Raw genomic sequence first — 20,434 nt, forward strand, 5'->3', positions numbered from 1 at the left:
GATTACTGGCGGCGGCCCGCCTGTTCCTGTTCGGCCTCCTCGGTAGCAGCGGCAGCGGCAGCCGCCGCTTCCGCCGTCGCCGAGGCCGCGGCGATCTCCGCGTTCCGCAGGACCGTCCGCGACCGGCGGGCCGTGCGCAGCGCGTCCCAGGTCAGCAGCGACAGCGCGGCCCACACCAGGGCGAACCCGGCCCACCGCTCCGGGGGCATCGCCTCGTGGAAGTACAGGATGCCGAGCAGGAACTGCAGCACCGGCGCCAGATACTGCAGCAGACCGAGGGTGGACAGCGGCACCCGGATCGCCGCCGCGCCGAAGCACACGAGCGGCAGCGCGGTCACCACACCGGTCGCGGCCAGCAGCGCCGCGTGCCCGGCGCCCTCGCCGCCGAAGGTCGCGTCACCCCGGGCCGACAGCCACACCAGATAGCCGAGCGCGGGCAGGAACTGGACGGCGGTCTCCGCGGCCAGCGATTCCAGGCCACCGAGGTTGAGCTTCTTCTTGACCAGTCCGTACGTGGCGAAGGAGAAGGCGAGGCAGAGGGAGATCCACGGCGGCTGGCCGTAGCCGACGGTCAGGACGAGCACCGCGGCGAAGCCGGTGCCGACCGCGGCCCACTGGGCGGGCCGCAGCCGTTCCTTCAGGAGCAGGACGCCGATCGCGATGGTGACGAGGGGATTGATGAAGTAACCGAGGGACGCCTCCACCACATGGCCGCTGTTCACGGCCCAGATGTAGACGCCCCAGTTGACGGTGATCACGGCCGCCGCGACGGTGATCAGGCCCAGCTTGCGCGGCTGGCGCAGGAGCGGGAGGGCCCAGGCCCAGCGCCGCATCACCACGAGGGCGATCAGCACGAAGCCGAGGGACCAGACCATGCGGTGGGCGAGGATCTCGCCGGCGCTCGCGGGTTCGAGGAACGGCCAGAAAAGGGGAACGAGCCCCCACATGCCGTACGCCGCGAAACCGTTCAGCAGACCGATCCGCTGTTCGCCCTTGGACTCCGGACCCGCGTCCGGACCTATGTGTCGCTTGCCCTCGGACTCGGACTCCACCGGCACGGCCTCTCCTTTTCTTTCGCCTCAAGCGCGGAAGCACACTCAAGCTCCAAGAAGGTAGCGCCAAGAACCCCCGCGCGTCATGCCCGTATCGCCATACGGTCATGACAGGCGGGGGTCGCGCGGCCCAGGCGGGACCGGCGTCGGGCCCCAGGGCCTCAGCCCTTGAGCGCCACCGCGATCGACTCCGTGATCGGCGTGGTCGGACGGCCGGTCAGCCGGGAGAGGTCACCCGTCTCGACGAGCAGCTCGCCCTTCTCGATGGACTCGTCCACGCCGGCCAGGGTCTCGGCGAACGGCGCGGGCAGGCCGGCGCCGGTCAGGATGCCCTTGAACGTCTCGGCGGGGACGGCCTTGTACACGATCTCCTTGCCGGTCGCCCGCGCCACCGCGGCGGCGTACTCGGCGAAGCCGAAGGCGGTGTCGCCGCCCAGCTCGTACGTCTTGTTCTCGTGGCCCTCACCGCTCAGCACGGCCACGGCGGCGGCGGCGTAGTCCGCGCGGGAGGCGGTGGAGAGCCGGCCCTCGCCGGCTGCCTGGACGACGGCGCCGTGTTCGAGGACCGGGGCCAGGTTCTCGGTGTAGTTCTCGTTGTACCAGCCGTTGCGCAGGAGGGTGTACGTCACACCGGACTCCAGGATCGCCGCCTCGGTGCCCCGGTGGTCGTCGGCCAGCGCGGCGGTCAGGGTGCCGGGGGCGCTGGTGTACGCGAGGAGCGCGACCCCGGCGGCCTTGGCGGCGGCCAGGACGACCTTGTGCTGGGCGACACGGCCCTTGGCGAACTCGTTGCCGGAGACGAGCAGCACCCGGTCGCCGGCGGAGAAGACGCTGTCGAAGGTCTCGGGCGCGTTGTAGTCGGCGACCGCGAGGCGTACGCCGCGGGCGGCGAGGTCCGCCGCCTTCTCCTCGTTGCGGACGACGGCGACGACCTGGTCGGCCGGGACCTTCTCCAGCAGTCCCTCGACGACGAGTCGGCCGAGGTTTCCGGTGGCTCCGGTGACGACAATGCTCATGGTGGAAGCAACTCCTTGTGGGGTGGGTGTACTCACCATAGGGGTTGCACTAACTCTGGGAAAGTACCCACCTTGAAGTAAGGTACATCTATGACGGTAAGCGCAGCGGCGGGGAAGAGTCCGGGAGGGAACGGCCTGACAGGGAAAGACCCGACAGCGAACAGCTCGGCGGCGAGTCCGATCGTGGACAAGTACGCCACCGCCGAGGGGATGTGCCCGTACCGCCTGGTCCTGGAGCACGTCACCAGTCGCTGGGGCGTCCTCGTCCTGATCGAGCTCGCAGAGCGCCCGCACCGCTTCAGCGAGCTGCGCCGGGCGATCGGCAGGGTCAGCGAGAAGATGCTCACCCAGACCCTGCAGACCCTGGAACGCGACGGCCTCGTACACCGCGACGCCAAGCCGGTCATCCCGCCGCGCGTCGACTACTCCCTCACCGACCTGGGCCGGGAGGCCGCCGAACAGGTCCTGGCCCTGGCCCTGTGGACCGAGCGGCGGATGGACGCGGTGGAGAAGGCCAGGCAGGCGTACGACGAGGCCCGGTCGTAGACACCACGACCGGGCCCGGGCCGAGCGCCTAGCCGACGACCGTCCAGGCATCCCCGCCGGTGAGCAGCGCCGACAGGTCGCCCTTGCCGTTCTGCTCGATGGCGGAGTCGAGCTGGTCGGCCATCTGTGTGTCGTAGACCGGCCGGTCCACGGCCCGCAGCACACCGATCGGCGTGTGGTGCAGCGTGTCGGGGTCGGCGAGCCGCGACAGCGCGAACGCCGTCGTCGGCGACGCGGAGTGCGCGTCGTGGACCAGGATCAGCGGCTCGTTCTCCGGCGTGACGGTGACGACCCTCAGATCGCCGGTCACCGCGTCGCGCACGACACCCTTGGACCCGAGGCCGTCCTCCAGCGGAGCGCCGAAGCGGATCTGCCGCCCGTGCTCCAGGCGGATCACCGCCTCCTCGGCCTGCTGCCTGTCCTTGAGGACCTCGAAGGCGCCGTCGTTGAAGATGTTGCAGTTCTGGTAGATCTCGACGAGGGCCGTGCCCGGATGGGCCGCCGCCTGCCGCAGGACCTCGGTGAGGTGCTTGCGGTCGGAGTCCACGGTCCGCGCCACGAACGACGCCTCCGCGCCGATCGCCAGCGACACCGGGTTGAAGGGCGCGTCCAGCGAGCCCATCGGCGTCGACTTCGTGATCTTCCCGACCTCGGAGGTCGGGGAGTACTGGCCCTTGGTGAGCCCGTAGATCCGGTTGTTGAACAGCAGGATCTTCAGGTTCACGTTCCGCCGCAGCGCGTGGATCAGATGGTTGCCGCCGATGGACAGCGCGTCCCCGTCACCGGTGACGACCCACACCGACAGATCCTGCCGCGACGAGGCGAGCCCGGTCGCGATGGCCGGCGCGCGGCCGTGGATGGAGTGCATCCCGTACGTGTTCATGTAGTACGGGAAACGGGACGAGCATCCGATGCCCGAGACGAAGACGATGTTCTCCTTCGCCAGGCCGAGTTCGGGCATGAAGCCCTGTACGGCGGCGAGGATCGCGTAGTCACCGCAGCCGGGGCACCAGCGCACTTCCTGATCGGACTTGAAGTCCTTCATGGACTGCCTGGCCTCGGCTTTGGGCACCAGAGTGAGCGCCTCGATCGTGCCCGAGCCTTCCGTGGTCGTCTCAGCCATCGATGGCCTCCTTGAGAGCCGTGGCGAGTTGCTCAGCCTTGAACGGCATGCCGTTCACCTGGTTGTACGAGTGGGCGTCCACCAGGTACTTCGCCCGGACCAGCGTGGCCAGCTGGCCGAGGTTCATCTCGGGGACGACCACGGTGTCGTAACGCTTCAGCACCGCGCCGAGATTGCGCGGGAAGGGGTTGAGGTGGCGCAGATGGGCCTGCGCGACGCGCTCCCCGGACGCGCGCAGCCGGCGTACCGCCGCGGTGATCGGTCCGTAGGTCGAGCCCCAGCCCAGTACGAGCGTGCGCGCGTCCCCGGTGAGGTCGTCGACCTCCACATCCGGTACGTCGATGCCGTCGATCTTCGCCTGCCGCGTACGGACCATGAAGTCGTGGTTGGCCGGGTCGTAGCTGATGTTGCCCGTGCCGTCCTGCTTCTCGATGCCGCCGATGCGGTGCTCCAGGCCGGGCGTGCCCGGGATCGCCCACGGCCGGGCCAGCGTCTCGGGGTCGCGCTTGTACGGCCAGAAGACCTCGGTGCCGTCGGCCAGCGTGTGGTTGGGCCCCTGCGCGAACTGCACCCGCAGATCGGGCAGTTCGTCCGTCTCCGGGATCCGCCACGGCTCCGAGCCGTTGGCCAGGTAGCCGTCCGAGAGCAGCAGCACCGGCGTGCGGTACGCGAGCGCGATGCGGGCCGCCTCGACGGCCGTGTCGAAACAGTCGGCGGGCGTACGCGGGGCCACGATCGGGACCGGGGCCTCGCCGTTGCGCCCGTACATCGCCTGGAGCAGGTCGGCCTGCTCGGTCTTGGTCGGCAGCCCGGTCGAGGGCCCGCCGCGCTGGATGTCGATCACCAGCAGCGGCAGCTCCAGGGAGACGGCGAGCCCGATGGTCTCCGACTTCAGGGCCACGCCCGGACCGGACGTCGTGGTCACCGCGAGCGACCCGCCGAAGGCCGCGCCCAGCGCCGCCCCGATCCCCGCGATCTCGTCCTCGGCCTGGAAGGTGCGTACGCCGAAGTTCTTGTGCTTGCTCAGCTCGTGCAGGATGTCGGAAGCGGGCGTGATCGGGTACGAGCCCAGGTACAACGGCAGGTCGGCCTGCCGCGACGCCGCGATCAGCCCGTACGACAACGCCAGGTTCCCGGAGATGTTGCGGTAGGTGCCCGTCGGGAAGGCCTGGGTGGCGGGGGCGATCTCGTAGGAGACGGCGAAGTCCTCGGTCGTCTCGCCGAAGTTCCAGCCGGCCCGGAAGGCGGCGATGTTGGCCGCCGCGATGTCCGGCTTCTTGGCGAACTTGGTCCGCAGGAACTTCTCGGTGCCCTCGGTCGGCCGGTGGTACATCCACGACAGCAGGCCCAGCGCGAACATGTTCTTGCTGCGCTCTGCCTCCTTGCGGGACAGGTCGAACGACTTGAGCGCCTCGACGGTCAGCGTGGTCAGCGGCACGGGATGGACCGAGAAGCCGTCCAGCGAACCGTCCTCCAGCGGACTGGTCGCGTACCCGACCTTCGACATCGCCCGTTTGGTGAACTCGTCCGTGTTGACGATGATCTCCGCGCCGCGCGGCACGTCGTCGATGTTCGCCTTCAGCGCGGCCGGATTCATCGCCACCAGGACGTTGGGCGCGTCGCCCGGGGTGAGGATGTCGTGGTCGGCGAAATGCAGCTGAAAAGAAGAAACGCCCGGCAGTGTTCCTGCGGGCGCACGGATCTCGGCGGGGAAGTTCGGCAGTGTCGAAAGGTCGTTCCCGAACGATGCGGTCTCGGAGGTGAAGCGGTCTCCGGTGAGCTGCATACCGTCACCCGAGTCCCCCGCGAACCGGATGATCACCCGATCGAGCCGGCGTACGTCCTTGTCGGCCGCCGGTTTGCGCTGTTCTCCTACGACGGCTCCGTCGGCCTGCTCAGCTGGGCTGCTGACCTGACTGGTCACTGAAGTGAACCTCCTTCGAGGCGGCTGTCCGGGTGAGGCCCTTGCGCAGGCCTCCACCCCGGGCCCAACCCTACGTCGGCAAGGGGGGCCCGCCCCGGGACGCTCTCATGACGGACGCCGTTTCGAGACTGTCGTACATCCTGTTTTGCCACGATTGCTCCGCCCCCTGGAGTTACCTGTGAAGACGCTCCGTGCACATTCTCGGTTCTCGCACTCGGACCACGCTGTACCGCGGAGGTCAGGGGGCCGGGCGGTTCAGTGCAGTTCAGGACTTCAGGTAGGTGAGGACCGCGAGAACGCGCCGGTGGTCCCCGTCGCTCTGGGACAGCCCCAGTTTCATGAAGATGTTGCTCACGTGCTTCTCGACCGCGCCGTCGCTGACCACGAGCTGCCGGGCGACCGCGGAGTTGGTCCGTCCCTCGGCCATCAGTCCAAGGACCTCCCTCTCCCGTGGAGTGAGTCCGGCGAGGACGTCCTGCTTCCGGCTGCGCCCGAGCAGCTGCGCGACGACCTCGGGGTCGAGGGCGGTGCCGCCGCGGGCCACGCGGACGACCGCGTCCACGAACTCCCTCACTTCGGCTACCCGGTCCTTGAGGAGATAGCCGACTCCGGTGCTGGAACCGGCGAGCAGTTCGGTGGCGTACTGCTCCTCCACGTACTGCGACAGCACCAGGACGCCGAGCCCCGGGTGCTGCTTGCGCAACTGCACGGCCGCCTTCACACCTTCGTCGGTGTGGGTCGGCGGCATCCGGACGTCCGCGACGACGACGTCCGGCAGCGCGTCCTGCGCCGCGAACTCCGTGATCGTCTTGATCAGGGCGTCCCCGTCCCCGACACCTGCGATCACCTCGTGCCCGCGGTCGGTCAGCAACCGGGTCAGGCCCTCCCGCAGCAGCACTGAATCCTCGGCGATGACCACGCGCACTCTGTCCTCCACGATTTTGGCCCCCCAGCCCGTCCCACGCCCCGCACATACGTCAGCACCTAGCATCCCAGCATCGGGACGCGTGCGGGGCATGTGTTGCCGATTGCGCAGTTCCCCGCGCCCCTGTTCAGGGGCGCGGGGAACTGCGCAATCTTTTGCCTTTGGGGGCCCAGGGGGCAAAGCCCCCGGTTTCGGGAAGGGGTGGGCCTGGGGAAGAAAACCCCGCCTCCCAGGAGGGAGCGAACCCTCAGGCCGCCCGCCAGGGCAACTCCGCGGTCACCCGAGTGGGCCCCGCCGCAGGCGAATCGACCACGAGTATCCCGTCCACCGCGTCGAGCCGCCCCGCGAGCCCCGCAAGCCCGGACCCCGCCCCGGCATCGGCCCCGCCGACCCCGTTGTCGACGACCTGGATCATCAGCCGGTTCTCGATCCGCCAGACGTCGACCGTCGCCCGCGTGGCCCGCGAGTGCTTGCTGATGTTCTGCAGCAGCTCGGAGACCGTGAAGTACGCGATCCCCTCGATGGCGGGCGCCGGCCGGGCCGGCAGATCGACCTCGACCTGCACGGGCACGGTGCACCGGGAGGCGACCGAGGACAGCGCGGCGTCCAGACCGCGGTCGGTCAGCACGGCGGGATGGATCCCGCGGGCGAGATCCCGCAGCTCCTGAAGGGCAGTCTTCACCTCACCGTGCGCCTCGCCCACCATCCGCGCCGCCTCCCGCGGATCCTCCGCCAGCTTCTCCTTCGCCAGCCCCAGATCCATCGCCAGCGCCACCAGCCGGGCCTGTGCCCCGTCGTGCAGATCGCGCTCGATGCGCCGCAGGTCGGCCGCCGCCGTGTCGACCACGACACCCCGGTCCGACTCCAGCTCCACCACGCGGGTGGCCAGCTTCGAGGGGCCCAGCAGCCCGCCCACGAGGAGCCGGTCCACCAGGGTCAGCGCCCGTACGATCCAGGGCGTCGCCAGGGTGAGCAGCAGCCCGACCAGCGCGGTCACGGTGATCTCGAAGGGGTTGTCCAGGTAGATCCGGTGCGCCTCGTCCCCGTACAGCTGCAGGCCGCCCTGGCCCCCGTACATCGGGAAGATCCAGAACCACAGCGGGTACGTCAGCAGCGTCCAGCCCGTCGTCCAGAGGGTGAGGGCCACGACGAAGGCGAAGACGGCCCACGGGAGGTGGAGGACCGTGTAGAGGAGGTGGCGCCAGGACGCGCCGCTCTTCAGCGTGGCCCCCATCCACCCCATGGGGCCCTGCTTGCGCATCCGAAGAGGTTCCGGCGCGGCGACGTCGAGTCCCAGCAGGCCGCGGGCGCGGGCCCGTTCCAGCGAGCCGAGTCCGCGGCAGCCGGCGAGCCCCGCGGCGAGTACCGGGACGCCGAGGAAGGTGATCAGCAGGCCCGCGCCGAGCGACGTCATCGTCACGGCGAAGGTGAACATGAGGATGCTGAGCGGCAGGCTCAGCATCAGGTAGACGAACTCACGCAGGCTGCGGGCCTCGATCGGCGCCCGCAGCGCGGTGGGGAGCCGGTGCCACCGCCCCGTGGTGCCCTCCCCCCGGAATCCGGGGCCGTCGTCCCACCCGTATCCCTGTCCGTACTCCGTGGCCATGACCGCCGTCCGTTCCTGTTCGTCAGCCGCTGCAGTTCGTCAGCCGCTTCGTCCGCTGGTGTAACTCCACTGTGCTGCGCGCGGCCCCCGTGGACCATGGAGCGCGTCGGCGTCTGGGCCCGGGGGTTTTCCCTACCCCGGGGACCGGGGACCGGGGACCGGGTGACGGGGCGACCTGGGGGGCACACGGGTACGCCTCGACCTGGGGGCACAGGGGTACGCCCCCGAAGACGCCCGGGTCGGGGGCGTCTTCGGGGGCGTTCGGGAGCGTTCGAGGCGCACAGCGGAGGACAGCCCGGCCGCGGGGCAGCCCTGAGGTCAGGGCCGGCCCCCGGCGTCCTCCGTCCGGTCCCGCCACGGCAGCTCCGCCGTGATCGTCGTCGGCCCGCCGACCGGCGAATCGATGACGAACAGCCCGTCCACCGCGCCGAGCCGGTCCGCGAGCCCCGCCATCCCCGTACCGCCGTCGAGGGAGGCACCGCCGCCGCCGTCGTCCCGGACCTGTATGAGCAGGCGGTTGTCCGAACGCCACACGTCGACCGAGGCGGACCGCGCACCGCTGTGCTTGCTGACGTTCTGCAGGAGCTCGGAGACCGTGAAGTACGCGATGCCCTCGATGGCCGCGGCCGGGCGGGCCGGCAGGTCGGCCGTCACCTTCACCGGCACCGTGCAGCGGGCGCCGACCGAGGACAGCGCGGCGTCCAGACCGCGGTCGGTGAGGACCGCCGGGTGGATACCGCGTGCCAGGTCCCGCAGTTCCTGCAACGCCAGTTTCACCTCGCCGTGCGCCTCGTCGACCATGGCGGCGACGGTCTCGTCGGCCTGCCCCTCCAGCAGCTTCTCCTTCGCCAGACCGAGCCCCATCGCGAGGTTCACCAGCCGGGCCTGCGCCCCGTCGTGCAGGTCGCGCTCGATGCGCCGCAGGTCGGCCGCGGCCGTGTCGACGACCACCCCCCGGTCCGACTCGAGCTCGGCGATCCGCTTCTCCAGCTCGTCCGAGGGCGACAACAGGGCGCGCACCATGGCCCGGTCGGCGTTGGCGAGGCCGCGCGCGAGGAACGGCAGCACCGGCCACAGCACGAACAACGACGTGAGCGTGACGGTGAAGGTGACGATGCTCCACGGCAGCCGCATCAGCTCGTAGAGCACCGTCCGCCAGCCGACCGGATCCTTCAGCCCCATCCACAGCCAGCCGAAGAAACCGCCCCGCCCGCGAAACGGCAGGGGACTCGGCTCCTCCACCCGCACCCCGAGCAGGGCCCTGGCCCGCATCCGCTCGAACTTCCCCAGCTGGCGCGCGCCGAGGAGCCCGAACGCGAGCACCGGCAGCCCGATCACCGTCACCGTCAGCCCGGCTCCGAGGAACAGCACGGTGACGATGTAGACGAACCCGACGAGGGACGTCGCCAGGTTGGCCAGGAGATGCGCGATCTCCTTCCAGGTGTGCCGGTCGTAGGCGAAGCGCGGGGGTGGGGGCCTGTCGGGGCCGACGCCCAGGGTGTCGACGGCCGCAATGCGTTCGGTCATAGGCGCCACCTTGCCGAACCGCGGCCTGCGGCGCCATGAGGTGGGCCGCCTTCGTCTCCTGGGGAAAACCCCACCATCGGCGGCGCGGGCCCTCTTCGACCGCGGCCCGGGAACACACCCGCACCATGCCTAACCGTGACGGGCTGCTTACGGTCCCTTTAGCAGGCCCTAGACTCCGGTGCGTACAGATCGTCGAACGCGACGGCAGACGACGGGATACGACGTCAGCCGACGGCTTGCGACGGCGTACGACGGCTTACGAAGGTCATCCGAGGCCAGGGAGCGAGGGGCGGACGTGCCGGAACCGACCATGGTCGCGCCGGACCATTTCCAGTCGTACTCGGTCGTCGGACTGCTCGCCGTCGTCGGCGTGCTGTTCGTCGCCGTCGCCTTCGGAGCGGGCCGCCTGCTGCGCCCCGTCGTCCCGACCCCCGAGAAGCTCATGACGTACGAGTGCGGAGTCGACCCCGTCGGCGAGGGCTGGGCCCACACCCAGGTCCGCTACTACGTCTACGCCTTCCTCTACGTGATCTTCGCCGTCGACTCGATCTTCCTCTTCCCCTGGGCGACGGTCTTCGCCGCGCCGGGCTACGGCGCGGCGACGCTCGTGGAGATGTTCATCTTCCTCGGCTTCCTGGCCGTCGGTCTGCTGTACGCATACAAGAAGGGCGTCCTCACATGGACGTGACCCCCAAGGCCGCCTCCGCCGAGTCGGCCCCCTCGGCCCGGCCGACTCCGTCGGTCCCGTCGGCTTCGTCGGCTCCCGAGCCGGTCCTGCTGCCGGAGCCGAAGCGGCTGGGCGCGCTCGCCCGGCTGGCTCCCGAGCCGATGAAGGTGGTCCTGAACTGGGGCCGCCGCTACTCGCTCTGGGTCTTCAACTTCGGCCTCGCCTGCTGCGCGATCGAGTTCATCGCGGCGTCGATGGCCCGTCACGACTTCATCCGCCTCGGCGTCATCCCGTTCGCCCCGGGCCCGCGCCAGGCCGACCTGATGGTGGTCTCCGGCACGGTCACGGACAAGATGGCCCCGGCCGTGAAGCGCCTGTACGAGCAGATGCCCGAACCGAAGTACGTCATCTCCTTCGGCGCCTGCTCGAACTGCGGCGGCCCGTACTGGGACTCGTACTCCGTGACCAAGGGCGTCGACCAGATCATCCCTGTCGACGTGTACGTCCCGGGCTGCCCGCCCCGCCCGGAGGCGCTGCTCCAGGGCATCCTCAAGCTCCAGGAGAAGATCGCCCGGGAGTCCCTGGGGGAGCGGTACGCATCCTCCTCCGCCGGCCGTCCCTCCACGGCCGCGCTGCAGAGCGACCTCGTCCGGCCGCCGGCCACGGGTTCGGCTTCAGCTTCGGCTTCGGCTTCGGACAGGGAAACGGATACGGCCACGGGGGACGCCCGATGACCGGGACGACCGGATGGCTCCCGGCCCCCGTGGAGGAACTCTTCGGCCCGGACGCCACGGCCGAGGAGTCGTACGAACTGCTGACGGTCGACGTGCCTCCGGCATCCTGGCTCGCCTCCCTGCAGAACGCGCGCGACGCCCTGGGCTGCACCTACTTCGACTGGCTGAGCGCCGTCGACGAACCCGGCACGGAACCGGGCGCGGGCTTCCGCGTCTCGGCCCATGTCGTGGCGCTGGCCCCCGTACGCCGCCTCCTCGTCCGCACGACGGTTCCGCACTCCGCACCCGTCCTCCCCTCCGCCGTCGAGATCTACGCGGGCGCCGCCTGGCACGAACGCGAGACCCACGAGATGTTCGGTGTCGCCTTCGAGGGCCACCCCGGCCTGGACCCGCTCCTCCTGCCCGAGGGCTTCGAGGGACACCCCCTGCGCAAGGACTTCGTCCTGGCAGCCCGCGTGGCGAAGGCCTGGCCGGGCGCGAAGGAGCCGGGGGAGTCGGAGCACGGCGGCCCGAAGCGCCGCCAGATGCTCCCGCCGGGCGTCCCCGACCCGAACGAATGGGGCCCTCTCAAGGGCCAGCTCCCCCCGGCCCCCGCCCGCCCGGCCCGAGGCGCGGGTCGCGCGGCGGGCGCGAGGGGCGCGGCGGCTGCGGGGGGAGCGGCAGGAACGGCAGGAACGGCAGGAACGGCAGGAACGGCAGGAACGGCGGGAGCGGCAGGTGCTTCCGGTGAGCGCCCGCCGCGACGAACCCGCACGGCGGCCGGCGGTTCGGCGAGCCAAGCCCGAACGACGCCAACCGCGCCGACCCCGCCAACCGCGCCGACCCCGCCCTCGCCTCCGTCGCCCTCAACGGAGGCGGCCACACCTGCGCCCGAGCCCGCGCCGCCGACACCGCCGACACCCCCGACACCGCCCACCGAGCCGAAGGCGCCCGCGGAGGCGCGCGGTTCGGACGCTCCGTGGCACCAGGCCCGCCCGGCCTTCGACGAGCCCGCACCACCGACGAAGCCCCCCGGAAAACCGTCGCCAGAGCCTGACGGCCCTGACGTCACCGACGGCCCCGGCGGTCCTGACGGCACCGGCGGGCCCGACGCCACCGGCGGTCCCGGCGGTCCCGACGATTCCGAAAGCCCCTCAGGAGGCGCGCAGTGAACGACGCGCTCGACGTCGCCCTGCGACTCCTCGTCGTCTTCGTCGTGTTCCTGACGTTCCCCCTCCTCGTGGGTCAGGCCGAGCACAAGGTGATGGCCCATATGCAGGGCCGCCTCGGCCCCATGTACGCGGGCGGCTTCCACGGGTGGGCCCAACTCGTCGCGGACGGCGTCAAGTTCGCCCAGAAGGAAGACGTGGTCCCGGCCGGCGCGGACCGCCGTATCTTCCAGCTCGCCCCCGCCGTGGCCCTCCTCCCGTACCTCATGGTCCTCCTCGTCATCCCGATCGGCCCGGGCGCGGGCGCGGTCGGCGAGGTCGTCGACGCGGGCATCTTCTTCGTCCTCGCCGTGATGGGTGTCAGCGTCCTCGGCTCGCTCATGGCGGGCTGGGCCTCGGCCAACAAGTTCTCCCTCCTCGGCGGCCTGCGCACCGCCGCCCAGCTCCTCGCCTACGAACTCCCCATGCTGCTGACCGCCGCCTCGGTCGCCATGGCGGCCGGCACGGTCTCCCTGCCCGGCATCGTCGACGCCTTCGAGTGGTGGTGGCTGCCCTGGCAGATCGTCGGCGCGATCGTCTTCTTCGTGGCGGGCCTCGCCGAACTCCAGCGCCCGCCCTTCGACATGCCGGTCGCCGACTCGGAGATCATCTTCGGCGCCTACACCGAGTACACCGGCCTGCGCTTCGCCCTGTTCCTCCTCGCCGAGTACGCCGGGATCGTCGTCCTGTGCGGCCTGACCACCGTGCTCTTCCTGGGCGGCTGGCACGGCCCGTGGGGCGCGGACGGCCTCGGCTGGGTCTGGACCCTGCTGAAGGCGGCCGTCCTCGCCTTCGTCGTCATCTGGCTGCGTGTCACCTATCCCCGCCTGCGCGAGGACCAGCTCCAGAAACTCGCCTGGACCCTCCTCGTCCCCCTCTCCCTCGCCCAGATCGCCCTCACCGGCATCGTCAAGGTGGTGATCGCGTAACCATGTCCCCCTTTCCCGGCTCAGGCCTGGCCAAGGGCCTGGCCGTCACCCTGCGCACGATGACGAAGAAGACCGTCACCGCGCAGTACCCCGACGCCCAGCCCGAACTCCCGCCCCGCACCCGCGGCGTCATCGGGCTCTTCGAGGAGAACTGCACGGTCTGCATGCTGTGCGCCCGCGAGTGCCCGGACTGGTGCATCTACATCGACTCCCACAAGGAGACGGTCCCGGCCGCCGCTCCCGGTGGCCGCGAGCGCAGCCGCAACGTCCTCGACCGCTTCGCCATCGACTTCTCCCTCTGCATGTACTGCGGTATCTGCATCGAGGTCTGCCCGTTCGACGCGCTCTTCTGGTCCCCCGAGTTCGAGTACGCCGAGACCGACATCCACGAACTCACCCACGAACGCGACAAGCTCCGCGACTGGATGTGGACCGTCCCGGCCCCGCCGGCCCTCGACCCCGGCGCCGAGGAGCCCAAGGAGATCGCCGCCGCCCGCAAGACCGCCGAAAAACTCGCCACGGCCCAGGCCCAGGCAGAGGCGGAGGCGGAAGCAGCGGCGCAGGCGCCGGCCGGAACCGCTGCTGCCCCCGAGCCCACCGACCCGCCGCGGGGAGGCGCCTCGTGACTCCCGCCGCGGCCACCGTCTCGGCGGCGCGGGCCACGACCGCCGCCGCCGAGACCCACGGCTTCCTCTCCCCGACGGGCGTCGAGATCGCCTTCCTCCTGGTCGGCCTGGTCACCTTCGGCGCCGCCGTCGTCACGGTCACCACGAAGCAACTGGTGCACGCCGCCCTGTGGCTGGTCGTCGCCCTCGGCGGCCTCGCCGTCGAATACCTCCTCCTCACGGCCGAGTTCATCGCCTGGGTGCAGGTCCTCATCTACGTCGGTTCCGTCGTCGTCCTCCTCCTCTTCGGTCTGATGCTCACCAAGGCCCCCATCGGCCGCTCCCCGGACGCCGACTCCGGCAACCGCTGGGTCGCCCTCACCGTCGCGGTCGCCGCTGCAGCCGCCCTCGTCTGGGTGGTCGTCGACGCCTTCCGGACGACCTGGATCGACCTGGACGGCGCCGCCGTCGGCTCCACCGCGGTCACCGGCGCGAGCCTCTTCCAGAGCTGGGTGCTCCCCTTCGAGGCGCTCTCGGTCCTGCTGCTCGCCGCGCTGGTCGGCGCGATCGTCCTCTCCCGCAAGGCGAAGACGAAGGCCGTGGCGAAGGAGACGGGCGGACGAACGACCGCCACGACCCCTCCGCGCCCGCCGAGCCCCCGAAGCGACGCGACCCGCAGCGACACGGCCCGGAGTGACGTGACCCGGAGCGAGGCCGCACGGAGCACCGCCACCCAGGGCGACAGCGACAAGGAAGGTGCCCGCTGATGCACCTCGCCTACCCGGCCGTACTCTCCGCCCTCCTCTTCTGCACCGGCCTCTACGGAGTCCTCGCCCGCCGCAACGCGATCCTGGTCCTGATGTCGGTCGAGCTGATGCTCAACGCCGTCAACCTCAACCTCGTCGCCTTCGACGTCTGGCTCAGCAAGACCGCCCAGGACACCCTGCACTCCGGCCAGGCACTGACCCTGTTCACCATCGCCATCGCCGCCGCCGAGATCGGCATCGGCCTGGCGATCGTCCTCGCCGTCCACCGCAACCGCGGCACCGCGGACATCGACAGGCTCCGCGACACCGCCGAGCCCGGCGACGACGACCCCGACGACCACTCCGACGGCTCCGAGACCGCCCGGAGCGAACCGGCCGAGAAGGCTGAGGCCACCGCGTGACCACGACCACCCTCGCCGTCCTCGTCCCCCTCCTCCCCTTCCTGGGCGCCGCGGCCGGCCTGCTCCTGGGCCGCACGGCCCCCGGCTTCACCCGTCCCCTCGCCGTCCTGCCCTCCGTCGCCGCCCTCGCACTCGCCGTGGTCGTCGCCGTACGCCAGGGCGGCGGACAGGCCGTGGACGCGGCGACCGAGCTCACCCCGACCGGTTCGGTCCCCGTCGAACTCGCCCTGCACATCGACGGCTTCGCCGCCCTCGTCGCGATCCTCGTCGGCCTGGTCGCGACCTGCGTGCAGATCTACTCGACGGGCTACCTGCGCAACGACCCGCGCTACTCCTCGTACGCCGCTCTCGTCTCCCTCTTCACCTCCGCCATGCTGCTCGTCGTCTACTCCGGCGACCTGATGGTGCTGCTGGTCGGCTGGGAGATCATGGGCATCTGCTCGTACTTCCTCGTGGGCCACTACTGGGAGACCCCGGAAGCACGCGCCGCCTCCATCAAGGCCTTCCTCGTCACCAAACTCGGCGACGTCCCCTTCCTGATCGGCCTGTTCGCGCTCGCGGCCGACACCGGTTCGTTCCGCATCACGAAGATCCTCGGCAACGTCGCGAGCGGCGGACTCGACCACCCCACGCTCATCGCGCTGCTGCTCCTCGCCGGCGTGGCGGGCAAGTCGGCGCAGTTCCCGCTCCACACCTGGCTCCCCGACGCGATGGCGGGTCCCACGCCCGTCTCCGCGCTGATCCACGCCGCGACGATGGTCGCCGCCGGTGTCTACTTCATCGCCCGGCTCCTCCCGGTCTTCGCCGCCTCCGCCGCCGCGCTGGTCGTCCTCGCCGTCATGGCCGCCGTGACGATGGCCGGCTCGGCCCTCGCCGCCCTCGCCCAGGACGACATCAAGCGGGTCCTCGCGTACTCGACGATCGGCCAGCTCGGCTACATGACCGGCGCCCTCGCCGTCGGCGACCGCGGTGCCGCCGTCTTCCACCTCCTCGCCCACGGCGCCTTCAAGGCGCTCCTGTTCCTCGCGGCCGGCGTGATCATCCACGCCGCCGGCACCAACTCCCTGGCCGCCATGTCCCGGATGAGGGACCTGCGCGCCCGCGTCCCCGACGCCTACTGGACGATGACCGTGGCGCTCCTCGCACTCGCCGCGATCCCGCCCTTCAGCGGCTTCTTCTCCAAGGAGTCCGTCCTCGGAGCCGCCGAGCACGCCGCCGTCGGCCACGCCGAGAGCGTCCCCGGAGCCGCGGGCTGGATCGTCCTCGTCTCCGGCCTGGTGACCGCGCTGCTCACCGCCGCCTACGCGATGCGCCTGTGGCTGCTCGCCTTCCACGGCCACGGCACCGAGGCCCCCGACCACGGCAAGCGGCCCGTGACCATGAACTCCGTGCTGTGGCTGCTCGCCCTCCCCTCACTCGCCTTCGGACTCGCCACCGGACTGCTGCCCGACTGGTTCGACGGCCGGAGCCTCACCCCGACCCTCACCACCGCCGTCCTCGGGACGGGGGTCGCCCTGGTCGGCGGCATCGTCACCTACGGCGCGTGGCGGCACACCACCGCCATGGCCGGCCGTGTCCCGCTCGGCGCGGTCGCGGCCCACCCGGACGCCGACGGCGGCCTGGTCGAGGCCGAGGCCATCGCCAGCCACACACCCGCGTACGGGGACGTGGCCTCGGCGCCCGACCCGGCGGATCCCGGACGCCTGCTGCTCGGCCCGTTGCACCGCCACGCGGCCGTCGGCTTCCACCTCGACGCGGTGTACGCGGCGCTCTTCGTCCGCCCGGTCCAGGCCGCGGCCACCCTCGTCCGGTTCCTCGACCGCGAGGTCGTCGACACCTACGTGCGCGGCGCGGGCGCCGTGCCCCGCTGGCTGGGCGCTGCCGTGCGGCGCTCCCAGACCGGCAATCTGCAGACCTATGTGAGCGCGCTGCTCGCCGGCACCGTCGTCCTGGTGGTCGCCGCCCTCCTCGTCGCCACCGCGGGAGCGTGAGCAGGCGTGATCGATATCAACGAGTCCGTGATGCAGTTTCTTCTGGCGTTCATGGTCGTCGCCCCGCTCATCGGGGCCGTCGCGGCTCTCCTGCCGGCCCCGCCCGGGCTGAAGGGGAAGTCGCCCGAGCAGGCCGTACTGCGGCACGGCACGACCGTCACCGGCGCCGTACTCATCGCCGCGATCGTCCTGGCGCTCGGCTTCGACCACGACACTCCGGTCAAGGCACAGCGGATGCAGGCCACGACGGACATCAGCTGGATCCCCGCACTCGACGTGCGGATCCACCTCGGCATCGACGGCATCTCCCTCCCCCTCCTCGTGCTGACCGCGCTGCTGACCTTCCTGTGCGCGCTGTACTCCTACTTCAAAATGCCGTCGGGCCCGTCCCCGAAGGCATTCGTGGCGCTCGTGCTCGTGCTGGAGTCCGGCACCCTCGCGACCTTCGCCGTCCTCGACCTGCTGCTGTTCTTCCTCGCGTTCGAGATGGTGCTCATCCCGATGTACTTCCTCATCGCCCGCTGGGGCGGTGAGCAACGAACCCAGGCCGCTTGGAAGTTCATCCTCTACACACTGCTCGGTTCCGTGATCATGCTGCTGGGCCTGCTCCTGATCGGAATCAGGGCGGGCACTTTCGACATGGTGGCACTCGCCACTGACAATCACCCCGCGCTGACCCCATCGGTGCAGGTCATCGCCGTTCTGGCGATCGGGATCGGGCTCGCGGTCAAGACACCGATGTGGCCGCTCCACAGCTGGCTGCCGGACGCGCACACCGCCGCCCCGACCGTCGGTTCGGTCCTGCTGGCCGGAGTCCTGCTGAAGATGGGCACGTACGGGTTCGTCCGGATCCTGCTGCCGATCACGCCGGACGGCATGAACACCTTCGCCCCGTATCTCGCGGCCTTCGCGGTCGTCGGGATCATCTACGGTTCGCTGGCCTGCCTGGCGCTCGCCAGGCGGGGCGCGAAGGGCGACCTCAAACGCCTCATCGCGTACTCCTCGGTCGGCCACATGGGCTTCGTGCTCCTCGGCATCGCGTCGATGACGCCGACCGGCGTGAACGGCGCGCTGTTCGCAAACATCGCCCACGGCCTCATCACCGGCCTGCTCTTCTTCCTCGTCGGGGCGCTCAAGGACCGCACGGGCACCACCGACCTCGACACCCTCGCCCGGACGAACGGGGCGGCGCTCTACGGCAGGGCCCCGCGCCTCGGCGGCCTGCTCGCCTTCGCCGCCGTCGCCTCGCTCGGGCTGCCAGGCCTCGCCGGGTTCTGGGGCGAGATGCTCGCGCTGTTCGGCGCGTTCGACCCGGCGGACGGTCTCAGCAGGCCCGCGTTCCTGACGTTCATGGCGATCGCCGCGTTCGGCACCCTGCTCACGGCCGCGTACATGCTCGTCGTGGTCCGCCGGGTCTGCATGGGCGACACCTCGCAGCACTCGGAGCACGCGCAGGGCTCACCGGGGGAGAGCCCGGAGCTGGCCGACGTCCGGACGTACGAGTTCGCCGCCTGGACCCCGCTCGTCGTCCTCACCGTCGTCGCCGGGCTCTGGCCCAAGGCCCTCCTCGGCCTGACCGACCCGGCCGTGCAGCAGCTCCTCTCAGGAGGCACCCGATGAGCCCCCAGGCCCAGGACCAGGCGCAGTCCCTGGTCCAGTCCGTCGACTGGATCGCGATCGCGCCGCCCACCGTCGTGGCGGTCGTCGCACTCGCCGTACTCGTGGCCGACCTCTTCGTGGACGGCAGGAGGAAGGAGCTGCTCGGCTGGGTCTCCGTCGCGGGGCTCGCCCTCGCCGCGCTCGCCCTGCTGCCCCTCCTGGACGGTGACCGCTCCACGTTCTGCCTGACGGGCGCCGCGGACGTGTGCAGCTACACGGCGGACCGGTTCACGCTGGTCGTCCAGTTCCTCGTCCTCGGCGGCGCGCTCCTCGCCGCCCTCCTGTCGATGACCACCCTGAAGGACGCGGGCAAGAACGTCGGCAGGGACGTAGGCAAGGATGTCGGCAGGGACGCCGTCAAGGACTCCGACAAGGCGCTTCCCGAGGGGGAGTTCTGGTTCCTGCTGCTCTCCTCGGCCGCCGGCGCCGCCCTGCTGCCCGCCTCGCGCGATCTCGCCACGCTGATCGTCGCCCTGGAGGTCGCCTCCCTGCCCGCCTTCGCCCTCGTCGGCATCAAGCACGGTGACCGGAAGTCCTCCGAAGCGGCCCTGAAGTTCTTCCTGTCCTCGGTCACCGCGACCGCCGTGAGCCTGATGGGCGTCAGCTTCGTCTACGCCTCGACAGGCACCCTGTACCTCACGGAGATCGCCGCCAAGATCGAGAAAGTCGATCCCCAGCTGCACACGCTCGCCCAGGCGGGCGTCGTCCTCACCCTCGTCGGCTTCGCCTTCAAGACGGCCGCCGTACCCTTCCACTTCTGGGTACCCGACACCTACGTAGGAGCCCCGCTGCCGGTCGCCGCCTACCTGTCGGTCGTCGGCAAGGCGGTCGGCTTCTCCGGCCTGATCCTCGTCACCGTGATCGCCCTCCCGTCGTACGCCGACGTCTGGGGCCCGGCCCTGGCCGCCCTCGCCGCCCTCACCATGACCATCGGCAACGTCGGCGCCCTGCGGCAGCGGGCCACGCGCGCGTACAGCGCGGTACGGCTCCTCGCCTGGTCCTCCGTGGGACAGGCCGGCTACCTCCTGGTGCCGATCGCCGCCGCCGCGTACTCCGATGACGCCGAGAAGGCCATCGGCTCCACCCTCGCGTACGCCCTGATGTACGCCGCGGTGAACCTCGGAGCCTTCGCGGTGGCCGCCCTGGTGGCCCGTACGAAGCCGCTGAACCGCATCAGCGACTACCGCGGCCTGTACGCCTCCCGCCCCCTCGCCGCGCTCGTCCTCGGCTTCTTCCTGCTCTGCCTGGCCGGTCTGCCGCCGGGGATCATCGGCCTCTTCGCGAAGGTCACCGTCTTCTCGGCGGCCGTCGAGGCGGGCCTCGGCTGGCTCGCCGTGGTCATGGCCGTCAATGTCGTGATCGCGCTCTTCTACTACCTGCAGTGGACGGCCCTGCTGTTCCGCGCCCCCGAGGGAGAACCCGAGTCGCACCGCGTCCCGGCCCCCCTCACCGCGGCGATCGCCCTGACCGCCGTCCTGGGCGTCGCGCTCTCCGGGGCACCTCAGCTCATCCTGCGCTTCTCGGACACCGGCCTCTTCTGACACCGTCCCCGACGCCCCACGCGCGCGTGAAGGGCCGCAAGCCCGCACGCGCGCGTACGAGGCTCCGCCGCGCCACCCGGACATCACCCGGACAGCCGACGCGCGAGCCGGTGCGCACAAGGGAACTAGTGCTCCCCGCCTGGCGTTGACCAGTGAGGGAGGGTCCACTGGACCGTGGAGTCACGAAACCAGTGACGTCAGAGATCGACAAGCAAGGGTTCCCCTGCCGCACGA

At 70.9% G+C, this 20,434-nt stretch carries 18 protein-coding genes; 11 read left to right on the forward strand and 7 right to left on the reverse strand.

The features are described 5' to 3' along the window. Window positions 1-2: 2 nt before the first annotated feature. Complete coding sequence (gene rarD / locus K3769_RS25440; RefSeq protein ID WP_267031539.1) at window positions 3-1,022, reverse strand: EamA family transporter RarD; 1,020 nt, start codon at window positions 1,020-1,022, stop codon at window positions 3-5. A gap of 191 nt (window positions 1,023-1,213) precedes the next feature. Further along, a complete protein-coding gene (locus tag K3769_RS25445; RefSeq protein WP_267028643.1) occupies window positions 1,214-2,068 on the reverse strand; it encodes an NAD(P)H-binding protein in 855 nt (284 codons plus the stop codon). 210 nt (window positions 2,069-2,278) lie between these two features. Between K3769_RS25445 and K3769_RS25450 the strand changes: the two genes are divergently transcribed. After that, window positions 2,279-2,614, forward strand: a complete 336-nt coding sequence (locus K3769_RS25450) for a winged helix-turn-helix transcriptional regulator (protein WP_267031540.1) — start codon at window positions 2,279-2,281, stop codon at window positions 2,612-2,614. A gap of 28 nt (window positions 2,615-2,642) precedes the next feature. Here the strand turns inward: K3769_RS25450 and K3769_RS25455 are convergent, their stop codons facing one another. The 5 genes from K3769_RS25455 to K3769_RS25475 all read right to left on the reverse strand — a co-directional run bounded on the left by K3769_RS25455 (window position 2,643) and on the right by K3769_RS25475 (window position 9,719). Then, a complete protein-coding gene (locus K3769_RS25455) occupies window positions 2,643-3,737 on the reverse strand; it encodes a 2-oxoacid:ferredoxin oxidoreductase subunit beta (RefSeq protein WP_267028644.1) in 1,095 nt (364 codons plus the stop codon). Then, entirely contained in the window at window positions 3,730-5,661 is a 1,932-nt protein-coding gene (locus K3769_RS25460) for a 2-oxoacid:acceptor oxidoreductase subunit alpha (protein WP_267028645.1), read from the reverse strand. Before K3769_RS25460 ends, K3769_RS25455 begins: the two co-directional genes overlap by 8 nt. 265 nt (window positions 5,662-5,926) lie before the next feature. After that, window positions 5,927-6,598, reverse strand: a complete 672-nt coding sequence (locus tag K3769_RS25465; protein ID WP_267028646.1) for a response regulator transcription factor — start codon at window positions 6,596-6,598, stop codon at window positions 5,927-5,929. A gap of 235 nt (window positions 6,599-6,833) precedes the next feature. Then, window positions 6,834-8,192 (reverse strand): sensor histidine kinase, encoded by a 1,359-nt coding sequence (locus K3769_RS25470; RefSeq protein WP_267028647.1) that lies wholly within the window; start codon window positions 8,190-8,192, stop codon window positions 6,834-6,836. 318 nt (window positions 8,193-8,510) lie between these two features. Then, a complete protein-coding gene (locus tag K3769_RS25475; RefSeq protein ID WP_267028648.1) occupies window positions 8,511-9,719 on the reverse strand; it encodes a sensor histidine kinase in 1,209 nt (402 codons plus the stop codon). Window positions 9,720-10,029: 310 nt separating this feature from the next. Here K3769_RS25475 and K3769_RS25480 point away from each other — a divergent pair, with 310 nt between their 5' ends. From K3769_RS25480 to K3769_RS25525, 10 genes are read left to right on the forward strand one after another with little or no spacing between them, the layout of a single operon-like run. Then, window positions 10,030-10,407, forward strand: coding sequence for an NADH-quinone oxidoreductase subunit A (locus tag K3769_RS25480; RefSeq protein WP_267031541.1), 378 nt, complete (start codon window positions 10,030-10,032; stop codon window positions 10,405-10,407). After that, window positions 10,398-11,120, forward strand: a complete 723-nt coding sequence (locus tag K3769_RS25485; protein WP_267028649.1) for an NADH-quinone oxidoreductase subunit B — start codon at window positions 10,398-10,400, stop codon at window positions 11,118-11,120. Before K3769_RS25480 ends, K3769_RS25485 begins: the two co-directional genes overlap by 10 nt. Further along, window positions 11,117-12,271 carry an NADH-quinone oxidoreductase subunit C gene (locus K3769_RS25490; protein WP_267028650.1) on the forward strand — a complete coding sequence of 385 codons (1,155 nt, stop codon included), beginning with the start codon at window positions 11,117-11,119 and terminating at the stop codon, window positions 12,269-12,271. The genes K3769_RS25485 and K3769_RS25490 overlap by 4 nt, the downstream gene beginning before the upstream one ends. Next, window positions 12,268-13,236, forward strand: coding sequence for a complex I subunit 1/NuoH family protein (locus K3769_RS25495; RefSeq protein WP_267028651.1), 969 nt, complete (start codon window positions 12,268-12,270; stop codon window positions 13,234-13,236). Before K3769_RS25490 ends, K3769_RS25495 begins: the two co-directional genes overlap by 4 nt. Window positions 13,237-13,238: 2 nt before the next feature. Further along, window positions 13,239-13,862 (forward strand): NuoI/complex I 23 kDa subunit family protein, encoded by a 624-nt coding sequence (locus K3769_RS25500; protein ID WP_267028652.1) that lies wholly within the window; start codon window positions 13,239-13,241, stop codon window positions 13,860-13,862. Further along, window positions 13,859-14,608 carry an NADH-quinone oxidoreductase subunit J family protein gene (locus K3769_RS25505; RefSeq protein ID WP_267028653.1) on the forward strand — a complete coding sequence of 250 codons (750 nt, stop codon included), beginning with the start codon at window positions 13,859-13,861 and terminating at the stop codon, window positions 14,606-14,608. Before K3769_RS25500 ends, K3769_RS25505 begins: the two co-directional genes overlap by 4 nt. Further along, on the forward strand, window positions 14,608-15,009 hold the full coding sequence (gene nuoK / locus K3769_RS25510) for an NADH-quinone oxidoreductase subunit NuoK (protein ID WP_267028654.1): 402 nt from the start codon (window positions 14,608-14,610) through the stop codon (window positions 15,007-15,009). Before K3769_RS25505 ends, nuoK begins: the two co-directional genes overlap by 1 nt. After that, the gene (locus K3769_RS25515; RefSeq protein WP_267028655.1) at window positions 15,006-17,000 is read left to right on the forward strand and encodes an NADH-quinone oxidoreductase subunit 5 family protein; all 1,995 of its coding nucleotides are present in this window, start codon (window positions 15,006-15,008) and stop codon (window positions 16,998-17,000) included. Before nuoK ends, K3769_RS25515 begins: the two co-directional genes overlap by 4 nt. A 6-nt stretch (window positions 17,001-17,006) precedes the next feature. Next, window positions 17,007-18,620 (forward strand): NADH-quinone oxidoreductase subunit M, encoded by a 1,614-nt coding sequence (locus K3769_RS25520; RefSeq protein WP_267028656.1) that lies wholly within the window; start codon window positions 17,007-17,009, stop codon window positions 18,618-18,620. After that, the gene (locus K3769_RS25525; protein ID WP_267028657.1) at window positions 18,617-20,200 is read left to right on the forward strand and encodes an NADH-quinone oxidoreductase subunit N; all 1,584 of its coding nucleotides are present in this window, start codon (window positions 18,617-18,619) and stop codon (window positions 20,198-20,200) included. The genes K3769_RS25520 and K3769_RS25525 overlap by 4 nt, the downstream gene beginning before the upstream one ends. Window positions 20,201-20,434 lie beyond the last annotated feature (234 nt).

The organism is Streptomyces ortus (assembly GCF_026341275.1).
Classification (GTDB): Bacteria; Actinomycetota; Actinomycetes; order Streptomycetales; family Streptomycetaceae; genus Streptomyces; species Streptomyces ortus.